Origin of the sequence: Neptuniibacter marinus (assembly GCF_001597725.1) — a bacterium.
Classification (GTDB): Bacteria; Pseudomonadota; Gammaproteobacteria; order Pseudomonadales; family Balneatricaceae; genus Neptuniibacter; species Neptuniibacter marinus.
Window position 1 is genome coordinate 41,548 of sequence record NZ_LUTR01000022.1, and the last position, 12,025, is coordinate 53,572.

Consider the following 12,025-nt stretch of genomic DNA (forward strand, 5'->3'; position numbering starts at 1 on the left):
TCTTTCTCACAATAAAACAAAAGAGAATGTGTCATGTTAGAAGCCCCTGTTTATAAAAATTATGTTAATGGCGAATTTATGGCGGAGCCTACGTCAACTATTGATGTATTTAATCCTGCTAATGGCCAATTATTATCCCGTGTTCCTAGTGCTTCAGCTAATGAAGTTGACTTGGCTGTTGGCGCTGCAAAAGCAGCGCAGAAAGATTGGGCTGCAAAACCAGCAAATGAGCGTGCGGGCTATTTGCGAGTGATTGCAAACAAAATTCGTGAAAATGCAGACAGGTTGGCAAAAATCATCACAGAAGAGCAGGGTAAAGTGTTAAGCCTTGCTAGAGTTGAAGTGGATTTTACTGCCGACTATATGGACTATATGGCTGAGTGGGCTCGTCGTATTGAGGGTGAAGTCATTACAAGTGACCGTCCGGGTGAAAATATTTTCCTTTTTCATAAGCCTGTAGGTGTGGTTGCGGGTATTTTACCTTGGAACTTCCCATTTTTTCTTATTGCGAGAAAAATGGCGCCAGCTTTAGTTACGGGTAACACTATTGTTATAAAACCAAGTGAAGAAACACCTAATAACTGCTTTGAATTTGCTAAGTTGGTTGCAGAAACTGATTTGCCGAAGGGTGTATTTAACGTTGTATGTGGAACAGGTGCTGGTGTAGGTAGCGCTTTGACGACTCATACAAGTGTCGACCTTATTAGCTTTACCGGTAGTGTTGAGACGGGTTCTCGTATCATGGCTGCCGCAGCACCGAATATCACTAAGCTAAACCTTGAGCTTGGTGGTAAAGCGCCCGCAATTGTAATGCCAAGTGCCGATATTGACCTCGCTGTTACTGCAATCAAAAACTCCCGTGTGATTAACTCAGGCCAGGTTTGTAACTGTGCAGAGCGTGTTTATGTTCATGCATCAGTTGCGGATGAATTTATTAGTAAAATGACCGCTGCTATGGCTGAAACCACTTATGGGGATCCAATTGCGAACCCAGATGTTGATATGGGGCCTTTGGTTAACAAAATTGGTTTAGATAAAGTTGCCGCGATGGTTGAGACTGCTAAGCAGCAGGGGGCGACAGTAACTACAGGCGGATCTATTGCTGATCTAGGTGAAGGCTTCCATTATCAACCGACAGTTATTTCCGGTTGTACAAGCGATATGGAGATCATGAACAAAGAGATCTTTGGTGCAGTACTGCCTATCCAAATCGTTAATGATTTAGATGAAGCGATCGCTATTGCTAATGCGTCTGAATATGGCTTGACCTCTTCAATCTATACCCGTGATTTAAGCGAAACGATGAAAGCTATCAATGAGTTGGACTACGGTGAAACTTATGTAAATCGTGAAAACTTTGAAGCTATGCAAGGTTTTCATGCTGGGGTTCGTAAATCGGGTATCGGTGGAGCTGACGGTAAGCATGGTTTGTATGAATATACTCATACTCATGTTGCCTATATTCAGAGCTAATTAGCTATCAGACCTTTTTGGTAAAAGGGGAATTAATGGTTCCCCTTTTTAGGAGTATTTATGGGTAAATTAAAACGTAAATTATCATTATTAAATATTCCTGTTTATGACATAAAGGATGAAGGTGAAATATATAATGTTTTATTGTCGCACCTTGAATTAACTGGGGAGGTAGGTGATAAATTAAATTTATGCTTTGCTGAAAAAGGAACTTCTTCTTTTTCTTTTGATAGAAATTTAAGCTTTGTTGTTTTTAAAATGTTGCTGGCGGTTGAGGAGAGTTCGATTTTATTTGTTGATAAGAGAGTTCATGATAATATTAAGTCGATAGATATGCCTCATTATACTGTATTGATTATCCAAGAGCGGGATGTTGTTGATAATATCGAGTTGGCTTTGCATCGTATTGCTAGTGGTTCAGGATATAGTAATGAATATATTGAAATAATCTCCCCTAACTCTATCTCTTCTAACTCAATCGTCCTTATTGTAAAAGATTAGTTTTTTATATCGCTGTTTTTTAAAAATTATTTATTCATAAACGTATATTTTTTATCCCCCTAGTTTTTATCTTCTTTATAAGATTGACCTTTTAAGTGTCGCTTTCTGTATTTTTATTCATGATTTATGTTTAAGTTATGCGACAATTGACGCAGTTTGTTTTTTGTTTTTTTGTTGCTTTTAAATATACAGCCTCCATTTTATAAGGGGTTATGGCTTATTTTGTTTTTATGCGTAGTTGGCATTATAACTGCTTTGTTTATATTGATAATTAATAAATGGTTAGTTATATCATTTATTCAATGACATAAATTTAAGAAAAATAAGGAAAAGTCATTTATGAACCCTTTAACCGCTACTTCTTTAAGTATCGCTATATTCGGTGCGTTAGCTACCTGGATGGCACTTAGTCCTTTATCAGGTCTCGTTCTGATTTGGGCGATCTTCGTTGCGTGGGCAGCATTTGCTGCTTTAGGCGCGGATAACACTGCATTTAAAAATACTATTGTTTGCGGCGTCTTCGGCGTTGTTATTGGCTGGATAGGCGCTTTTATTCTATTAAAACTTCCACTGGGTGAAGTTTTAGGAGGTCCATTATGGGCGGCAATAGTCGTGGCAGTAACTGCCTTTACCGTAGTGTTCGCTTCTAACCTTTCAATTTTTGGAGCGGTGCCTGCATCGGTTCTTTCTTATGCTGCAACCTTTGCTTACCTGCTCCAGACTGAAGGGAAAATGTCTTTAGAGACATTAACATCAGCATCATTTGAAAACCCATTATTAATCATCTCTCTATCATTTATTTTGGGAGCTATTTTTGGAAAGCTTTCAACCTTAGCAGCAGGCGCAGTGTCAGCAGAAGCATAAGGTTTTTCACCCTGTTATACGAGTAGTACCCTTCGCTCTCGGTACCGCATCTTCTACGGTGGTACCAAATCCATCCGCTATTCACGGCGGCTTTAGCCCTAAGCCTTTGGTTTAGGGTTTTTTTTATATTTTATTGTCACTTATAAAAACGTTATGAAGTGCACTCTTTGCTGAAAATAATTAGTTATAAATCTTGATGTGAAAGGGGGATATGAGAGGGGCTAACTTAGAGATAAAAAAAACCGGGCATTTATATAAATACCCAGTTTTGTTTTAAGAGCAATAAGGGCTAGCCAAGAGGTCTAGCAATAGTTAGTTCACGTAAGTAATCATAGAATGTTTCTGGGGAGTTTACGCCACCACCAACACCACTCATATTGATCCCGCCGTAAGGTAAGCCGTATGCAAAAACGTTATGAGCATTAATCCAGCTATTCCCTGCAATCATCTGTTCTGCTACACGGTTGCAGCGTTCAATATCACGACTGAATACACTATTTGCTAATCCGTACTCTAAGCTATTAACTAGTTCTAGTGCTTCACCTTCAGTTTTGAATTTAACAAGAAAAGCGGCTGGGCCGAAGATCTCTTCTTTAAAGCAGATGTTGTTAGGTGAGCCTGTTAATAGATAAGGTGATACGTAATACCCCCCATCATGACCATTAACAGAAACCTTGCCGCCAGCTAAGACTTCAACGGCACCTTCAGTTAAGCCTTTATCTAAATACTCGAGAACTGTATTTTGTTGAGCTTGGCTCACGACAGGTCCCATCTCTGTTTTTGGATCTATACCAGGCCCAATAACGGTGCTTTTCAATTTAGTTGTTACTTTTTCAACAAATTGATCGTAGATGTTTTCGTGAATTAACCAACGCGTTGCGGTACAGCAAACTTGTCCAGTGTTTAGAGTGATCGCGCCTGCAAGTTGCTCCACAGCATTATCGATATCAGCATCATCAAAGACAACCGCAGCACCTTTACCGCCAAGCTCTAGTTTGCAAGGAATAGGGCGTTGACCACACATGGAAGCTATTTGTTTGCCTACACCGGAAGAGCCAGTAAACGAAATACGGCGTGTTTTAGGATGCTCAATAAGTGGTGTGCCTACAGCTCTACCTGCACCAACAACAACATTAATTACGCCAGCAGGAATGCCAACTTCTTCAGCTAACTTACATACATACAGAGTGGTTAGAGGTGTTAACTCGGCTGGTTTTATAACAACGGTATTACCCGCAGCTAACGCAGGTATAACGTTCCACATGAGAAGGTCAAAAGGGAAGTTCCAAGGAAATATAAAACCACAAACGCCATAAGGAGCGCGGTGGACGCGTGCGTCCATATCTTTTAAATCTAAAGTTTTGCCGTAATCAGCATTGACAGCAAGATCTGCATAGTAACGTACACATTCAATGCCGAAAGGAATATCGAAGCCATCAGCATTGACGAATGCTTTACCTACATCAAGCGCTTCTAATTGGGCGAGCGTCTCAGACTCGCTTTCAAGTTTGTCAGCAAGGCGGTTTAAATATTGAGCGCGTTCTGCAGGTGATAGTGCTGACCAGTTTTTAAATGCCTTATCTGCTGTTACTACGGCCAGGTTAACATCTTGTGCGTCACCAGAAGAGACCGTGGCAATTTTTGATCCAGATGATGGATCAATAACATCTGTAGTTTTTCCGCTTTCACTATTGATCCAAGTACCATTAATGAATTGTGGGATCGACTGACTTAAAAATTGTTTCGCTTGCGGGGTTAGGAAATCGTTCATAGACTACTCCATTAGCTGGTTATTAGTTTTATTGTGAATAAGATTAAATTAGCAGTATATGTGCCATGTTTAAGATGTTTTTTTGGAAAAAAATAAATTTTAATTATCTGTTTTATAAGGACTTTTATGGGGTTCTAAATGTTTTGGTTTGCGGGTTTATTCCGTAGTGCTATTACTGTTTTAGTCACGCAACAAGTGATGCTTTTTTGTTTAAATTTCTGGGCCTAGGGGTAAAAAGGGCCTGCCTTAGAGTGCGAACTTAGGCAGGCCAAAGCCACTGCTGTCGTAACAGTAGATTGAAGAAAACGGAGGTATCGATTTTCTTCAAGGGTGAAAATCACAACGAAATAGGTGAGACTCACCGAGAGTAAATGATGACGTAATTATCTAACGAAAGAGAGAAAGAAAACGATGGGAGCCCGAAGGGGGTGGGCTCCCACGTTAATCGATTAGAAGGTTACAGATGCTTCTACGATTAAACCGTCCCATTCTGTTCCGCCAGCAACACTAGAGTCTGTAGCGCCACCGCCGGAGAACTGATCTTCTTCCTGTTTAACATATTCAGCTTTAAACAGAGTAGAGTCGTTCATCCAGTAACCGGCACCAACCTGTAAGCGTGTAGCTTCGTTTGGACCGCTGATACCAGCACTTTTGTTTTCTGATTCTGCATAACGAGCAGCGACGTAGAAATCATTGCTGATATCGTATTTACCCTCGATTGACCAGAAGGCCATCTTAGATTTTTGTGCTACGTAGCTTGTCGAGGTTAAACCTGAGCCGCCTGCACCTTGGCCTACCCAGCTGTAATCATCTTCTGCTTGACCGATAAGGCCGTGTACAAGGAAGTTGTTAGCTTTATATTGCACATCAGCCTGCCAAATGAAGGCATCAACACCTGGAACGATCAGTGGGTGAGTTCCGCGTGCATTAACAGCAGTGTTTGCGAACTGGTAGTTGTCGCCATCACCAACAGCAATCAATGAACCAGCCGCTTTGCCAGCAACTGATGCTTGGTCGTGATTGGTTTTAAACGTACCTGCACCAAAAGAAAGACCGCTTTCTAGGTTAATGGTACCGCGTAAGCCCATGTTATAACCGTGACCGTCAGAGAAATCTGTGAAGAAGTCAGGTGTTGCTAGTACGGCATCCCATGTTACGTTTGTGCCGCTAGATAGATTATGAGAACCATAAGCCCATAGACCTTCCTCAGCAGTAATCATGTCGACTAGACCGTTACCTACAAACGGGTTACTTTGTACAGCAGCACCATCTGAGTAGCGGATAAAGTTTTGAGTTGTTGAAATAACATTACCTAGGCGAACACCTGTGTTGCTAGGTAGGTCAAACTGAATCCAGCCTAAATCTTGGCTGATTGCAGCGCTGCCGTTACCCCAGTCGTTAGGTTCTTCAGATAACTCAGCGAATACGGAAACATTCTCAGATATCTGCGCATTGATGTTTAATGCAAAGCGCATGCGTTGAAAAGCAGAATCTGCGGCTGCATCTGCAGAATTCGCAGCTGCTCCGTCTACTTCAATGCCTGATTGCCATGCTTGCATAGCTGCGCCACTGATTTTTATTTTTCCATCCATGAATTCAGCAGCGTTTACTGTGGTTGCTGCAGTGGACATAGCAAATATTGCAGCAGCAACATTCATGTTTATTAGTGTTCGTTTCATTAACGAATCCCCCGAACTTTTTATTAGTAAGTTTTTGTTTTAGTGAACAAAAATAATTAACTTTAATTACTCTAGCCAATACCTATATGGCAATTGTTGTGCCAGATATTTTTTGCAAATTTATTTTATTTATCTTATTGAAAGTTAAGAGGAATTTTATTTTTCCGGCTTGTTTGTAATTATTCTCGTGTTTTTTTTTATCCACTTGTCGCATAAGTGCTTTGTTTTTGCGACAAGTGTTTTTTTATTTTTAGGTGGTTTTTTATGTGTTCTGAAGGGTATTCAATAATATTTATTTCTTTTAAAAATAGATGAGTTTTTTATTTAAGTTTATATATGGATATTTGTGATTATTATTTAGAGAATACTGGTTTTCAATTTTTTATAAGGTGTTGGCTTTTATTGAACAGTGTGTTTTTGTAGGTGTGGATAGAGGAAGTATCGTTGGTGCTGATTCTGTTTTGAATAATAGGTGTGTAAGAGGATTGTTTATAAATAATAAAAATATTAGGTAGGTTGTAGTGATATATAAAGGCTGAGGCAATGAGCCCCAGCCTTTAATGGATTAATGGATTAATGGATTTTAATATATATCGTTAGGTTGAACTATATTGTATTTTTTCATTTTTCTGTAAACGGTCGAACGACAAATATTAAGTTCTTCAGAAACTTGAGTTATATTCCAGCGATATTGGCGTAGCGCATCAATTAAGCGGCGGCCTTCTTCGTCGCTTACAAAATCGGATAAGCTCATTGACTTTTCAGCTTCAGGAATAATTTCCTCTTCTTTGTATATTTCTTTGGATGCGCGAACTTCAATAGGGAGGTCGTCAACGGTGATATGCTTGTCTTTTGACACCGCGAGGGCGTAGCGGAGCACGTTCGCTAATTGGCGTATATTGCCAGGCCAATGATAATCGTGAAGAATCTGCCGTGCTTGAGGTGCAAATGCTACCCCGTCTGCGCCGCCTAATTCACTGTCTAGTATGCAGTTTATTATGAAGTCTTTATCATTGCGCTCGCGAAGGGAGGGTAGTTTTAGTGACATCCCATTTAACCGATAGTAAAAGTCTTCACGGAACATTTTTTCTTTTATTCGTTGCATTAAGTCTTGATGGGTTGCTGAAATGACTTGTATATCCAATGGGATAGGAGCGGTTGCGCCGAGAGGCATTATTTCACGTTCAGCGAGTGCTCGTAATAAGCGTGTTTGCAGCTGTGCAGGCATATCTCCTATCTCATCAAGAAATATTGTGCCCTCATTTGCTTGTTCGAGCTTTCCTTTCATTCCTTTACGGTTAGCGCCAGTAAATGAGCCGCTTTTGTAGCCAAATAGCTCGCTTTCTATTAAAGATTCTGGAATAGCGGCGCAATTTAAGGCAATGAAAGGGCCGTTCTTTTTATTGCTTGCGTCGTGGATTGCGCGAGCAAAGGCTTCTTTTCCTGTGCCAGTTTCACCTGTAATTAGAATAGGGATATCTTTGTTGATAATATGCCTTATTTGTTGCACATTACGAAGTACTTCTTCATCCTCCCCAGCTAGTTTTTCTAAAGTAGGGTGCTTGTGTTTTACGGAAGGTGATGCGATATCTTTTTGTTTTGCTATGGTATTTTCTTGATTGTTTCTCATTGCCCTATTAGCGGGGACTCGAATAGCTATCTCTATTTCATCAAGTAGCTTTGGTGATTGCTGCCTGATTGTTGATGCACCACCGTTGCTTTGGGTGAGTAGTTGATCCACATTTAAACCAACAATATCCTCAATTTGGGTGCCAAGTAATTGTTGGCCTCGATCTAGTAGGCTTTCGTATTCTGCGAATGCTGAACGGTTCGCGCCGATAATAACGCCGCGTTCGTTAATTGCTAATAGCTGTTCCTGTGCTAAGTCAGAAAAGTTATTAGTTTCTTTTACATTCATTGTAATCTGGCTTCGGTACGTTTGGCGGAAATAGCTATTTTCAATCATCCTGCCGTACATGATAATCATTTGCAGGGTTAGAAATTGATTTTCTTTGCTACCGGAGACATTGAGGCATGAAGCATTTAAACAGCCTTTTAGATTGCCTAGTGGATCAAAAATAGGGGTGACTGAGCAACTTAGGGCGCTGTGGTTGGCGAAAAAGTGCTCATGATGGTGAATTATCATGGATTCCTTTTCTTCTAAGCAAGTGCCTATGCCATTGGTTCCAGCTTGTGATTCTTTCCAAGTTGAGCCGACTAATAGCCCTGCCTCTTGGCATGTATCTTTAAACATTTTTGGCAGGCGTGCGTCTAACGTTAATCCGAATTCATCTGTGAGTAAGACGGAAAAACCTGCGTTAGCTATACGTTTTGATAAGCCGGTTAATCCATTTCGAGCAATATTTAGATAGTCCTCATGTAACTGTAGCTGCTCTTGGATCTCATAATGAGTAAGGATGTCTACGGGTTGGGGGATTTTAGGGTCTAGGCCATGCTTTAATAGGCTTCTTTCCCATGATCTAGCGATTCGATCTCCTGGGATAATTTTTCGATCTTGTAAATTCCCTGTTACATAGGCGACAACGTCCTTGGTGCCATTTATTTGTGGCATATTTCTCATGCTGGATTCGCTCCTGCCTTTACAATTTTATCTATATAGATGAGAGCATGCTTTCACGCTATTTAAATTGTAAGGCTTTTTGTTATACGAGTTCTACTGTAGCAATGTTTGGCTTCATTGTTCATGAAATCTTTGCAGGATGTATGCCAGCCTAAATTTTCTTTTATGTGTGTGATTTTCATAGTTGCTAGGCTCAAAATACGGCTTTAAATTGCATGACTTGCATGTGGGAATTGGTTGAAATATAAGGCGGTTTTATCGTGCCTTAAAAGTGTTTCTTTGTGTTTGTTTTTTATAACTATTTGATAGGAAAGATTAATTAATGCATCTGCTGCTGTTGTGCACCGTTTTTTTGCTGCGTTGAGGCAGGTGTTTCTGTTTGTGTGGTTTGGTGCAGGGTTTGTACTCAGGACGGAAATGATACAGATGTTGCAGTTTTGCAACAGTTGGCGCTTTTTATCCACAGAGTTAGTATTTTTGCTCATAAGGGCAAAGGATCTGTAGTGTTGGTGGTAGGTTGTTGATGTAGGTGCCGATGTCGATTTTGTTTTGTTTTGTTTGGTGGCGTATTTTATTTTTTCCATTTTATTATTCTTTTTAGTGTTTCATACCTAAGATGGATTTGTCTCGCTTTGATTGGGGATGTCTAGAGCTCTTATCTCCTTTTTTATTTACTTATTTTGCACTTTTTTATTTTTGGCATATATTTTGATAGCTAAAAGTCTTGGTTATTGCTCATCGCTCGTTGTTAAAAAGTGGTTTCTGACAATTGGGAAGCCTGTTTGCAAGTGCTTTGGGTTGAGCCCTTAAAGATAATTATAAAAAGAAGAGCAGTGGATATATGAGTTTATATAAAAGTATTGAACGGACTTTATTTAATTCTCTTACTAAAAAGATAGTAGGTAATGTCTCTTTTCTGATCATTCCTAATATTGTTTTGATGGTTCTAACTTATCGTCATACACAATATGTTGAGTCGATTGTGTTGTCTGCTAAGGTGGCTGAATCGACTAAGCTGTTGTTGGGGGATGCCTTAAGTATGTTTTGGTTATCGGCTTCAGTGACGGTGGGGTTGGCTTTGGTGGGTGGTATTTTCACTATTTTTTTTATGCGCCATCTTTTTCTCAAACCGATCCAAGATATTACTCGGGTTTTAAGTGCTATTAAAGAAAAAGGGGGGGACATATCAGTAACGCTACCTGTTTATACCTGTGATGAAATTTCGGTTATGGCACGGAGTTATAATGAGTTCTCTTCTAAGCTTAAGGATATTATTGCGGATACGCGTTCAAGAAGTGTGAACATTGCGGTGTCGGCGGCACGCCTCAAAAAAGTGATTGGGCAGGCAAGTAATAACGCAAGTGATCAAGAGGATAAAGCGCATCAGGTTTTTCAGTCTAGTAGTGAGTCTACTCAGGCTATAGAGGAGATCGCTAGAAGTACTATCCAAATAAGCGAGCAGAATTCATCAAATCTTAATGATGTACGGGGCTCCAGTTCAGAGCTGTTGAAGGTCCAGGAACAAGTTGAGGCCATTCAGCAGCTAGTTAGTGAGTTTCAAACTAAAATCGCGAGCTTGCATGCAAATTCGCAAAATATTACGCAAATATTGTTGATGGTTCAGGAGTTCTCTGAGCAAACAAACCTGTTAGCGCTTAATGCCTCTATTGAGGCTGCGCGTGCGGGTGACGCTGGGCGAGGGTTTGCGGTTGTGGCTGATGAGGTCAGAGGGTTGGCCCAAAAAGTGGGCTCAGCTACGAGCGAGATTGATAAAAATATCTCTCAGATGTCATCCTTAGTATCAGATACAGGGAGTAGCGCCAAGAATATTTTGGGTTATGTTGAATCGACTGGGCAGTTTATCGAACAAACAACCGTTCAGTTTGGCCAGTTGGTAACTGACTTTGAACAGGTGGATGGTCAGTTGTCCAGTATTAGTGCTGCTATTGATGAGCTTTCGTACACCAATAAAAGCTCTCATAAGCAGGTGGATCTGATTACTAAAATTTCTGCGGATATTAAGCAGGAGATGGAGCACTCTCAGAGTTTCTCTAATGATCTAGAGGTATCGACTGAGGAGAGTCAAGAGTTACTGTCTCGTTTCATTATTGGTTATGGTGCTTTTGAGAGCATTATTGTAAAGGGTAGGGGCTTTCATGGTGAGTTACAGGGATTGCTCGAAGAGCTTGGTCAGCGTTGTAATATTTTTGATACTAATTACCAGCGGGTTAATCCAGATCAGCAGCCAGCAAAATTTGTAACATCTTGTACGGATAAGTTTGATGGTTGTTTTCAGACTGTCATTGATCGCTTTATAGAGTTGAACTCTGAGTTTATCTATACCGTATTGGTGGATCAACGTGGCTATATAGCTACACATCATAAAAAAGTGTCTAAGCCTATGATCGGGGATTTCTCAATTGATAATCTCCAAAGTCGTAATCGGCGGATTTTCTTTGATACGCGCTCAGAGCAGCGCAGGGCAACTCATACACAACCTTTCCTTATGCAGACATATATACGCGATACAGGTGAAATACTTAATGAGCTATCAATTCCTGTCTTTGTGGGTGGTAGGCACTGGGGGGCATTAATTATGGGCTTTAACCCCGAAGTGCTTTTGTCGAATTAGAGTTGGCATGAAATCATGCGGTAAGTATGCGTAATTTGATATTTTGGCATGAATCTAGCTTGGTATTTACGTAAGAAGTGTAATGCCTGTATATCGCAAACAGCTGTCCGCTTCTGCAACAGGTGTTTCACTTTGATAAGCAATATTAAAACAAGAGATAATAAATTTAATAATAGGAGTTACTTATGAAATGGTCTAAACCTACGTATAGCGATCTAAGAATTGGTTTTGAAGTTACTATGTACTTTGCAAACCGTTAAGCTTTATTTCATCTTCCCCAGATGATGGTCGCAACTGTATATCTATAAGTTGCATAAGATCGGCGTCTAATCAAAGCTGTAATATAAAATGATTTATTGAATAGCTTTTTTGGTTAGGCGCCTTTCCTTATTAGTTCTACCTCTTATTTTTATAGATACCAAAAAGCCTGTAATAAAGTAATCAACTAGAAGAAAAATAATGAAAGTACAAGTATTAGGCTCAGCCGCTGGCGGCGGTTTTCCTCAGTGGAACTGTAACTGTCG

At 40.1% G+C, this 12,025-nt stretch carries 9 protein-coding genes; 5 read left to right on the forward strand and 4 right to left on the reverse strand.

All coding sequences use genetic code 11. The features are described from left to right. Positions 1 to 33 precede the first annotated feature (33 nt). The 3 genes from aldA to A3774_RS13305 all read left to right on the forward strand — a co-directional run bounded on the left by aldA (position 34) and on the right by A3774_RS13305 (position 2,838). Positions 34 to 1,473 carry an aldehyde dehydrogenase gene (gene aldA, locus A3774_RS13295; protein ID WP_067868445.1) on the forward strand — a complete coding sequence of 480 codons (1,440 nt, stop codon included), beginning with the start codon at positions 34 to 36 and terminating at the stop codon, positions 1,471 to 1,473. 60 nt (positions 1,474 to 1,533) lie between these two features. Beyond that, positions 1,534 to 1,974 carry a hypothetical protein gene (locus A3774_RS13300; protein WP_067868448.1) on the forward strand — a complete coding sequence of 147 codons (441 nt, stop codon included), beginning with the start codon at positions 1,534 to 1,536 and terminating at the stop codon, positions 1,972 to 1,974. Between the two features lie 339 nt (positions 1,975 to 2,313). Further along, positions 2,314 to 2,838, forward strand: a complete 525-nt coding sequence (locus tag A3774_RS13305) for a DUF1097 domain-containing protein (RefSeq protein WP_067868451.1) — start codon at positions 2,314 to 2,316, stop codon at positions 2,836 to 2,838. 289 nt (positions 2,839 to 3,127) lie between these two features. On the opposite strand, the gene A3774_RS13310 is transcribed toward A3774_RS13305, so the two are convergent. The 4 genes from A3774_RS13310 to A3774_RS16675 form a co-directional block, all read right to left on the reverse strand. Beyond that, entirely contained in the window at positions 3,128 to 4,609 is a 1,482-nt protein-coding gene (locus A3774_RS13310) for an aldehyde dehydrogenase family protein (protein WP_067868454.1), read from the reverse strand. A 449-nt stretch (positions 4,610 to 5,058) separates the two neighbouring features. Next, on the reverse strand, positions 5,059 to 6,288 hold the full coding sequence (locus tag A3774_RS13315) for a hypothetical protein (RefSeq protein ID WP_156473716.1): 1,230 nt from the start codon (positions 6,286 to 6,288) through the stop codon (positions 5,059 to 5,061). A gap of 583 nt (positions 6,289 to 6,871) precedes the next feature. Next, on the reverse strand, positions 6,872 to 8,869 hold the full coding sequence (locus A3774_RS13320; RefSeq protein ID WP_067868460.1) for a sigma-54-dependent Fis family transcriptional regulator: 1,998 nt from the start codon (positions 8,867 to 8,869) through the stop codon (positions 6,872 to 6,874). A gap of 206 nt (positions 8,870 to 9,075) precedes the next feature. Continuing rightward, the gene (locus tag A3774_RS16675; RefSeq protein WP_156473717.1) at positions 9,076 to 9,453 is read right to left on the reverse strand and encodes a hypothetical protein; all 378 of its coding nucleotides are present in this window, start codon (positions 9,451 to 9,453) and stop codon (positions 9,076 to 9,078) included. Positions 9,454 to 9,710: 257 nt separating this feature from the next. Between A3774_RS16675 and A3774_RS13325 the strand changes: the two genes are divergently transcribed. Together A3774_RS13325 and pqqA are read left to right on the forward strand one after the other, a co-directional pair. After that, positions 9,711 to 11,501 carry a methyl-accepting chemotaxis protein gene (locus A3774_RS13325; RefSeq protein ID WP_067868463.1) on the forward strand — a complete coding sequence of 597 codons (1,791 nt, stop codon included), beginning with the start codon at positions 9,711 to 9,713 and terminating at the stop codon, positions 11,499 to 11,501. A gap of 185 nt (positions 11,502 to 11,686) precedes the next feature. Next, positions 11,687 to 11,761, forward strand: a complete 75-nt coding sequence (pqqA, locus tag A3774_RS16425) for a pyrroloquinoline quinone precursor peptide PqqA (RefSeq protein WP_075107977.1) — start codon at positions 11,687 to 11,689, stop codon at positions 11,759 to 11,761. The last annotated feature ends 264 nt before the right edge of the window (positions 11,762 to 12,025 follow it).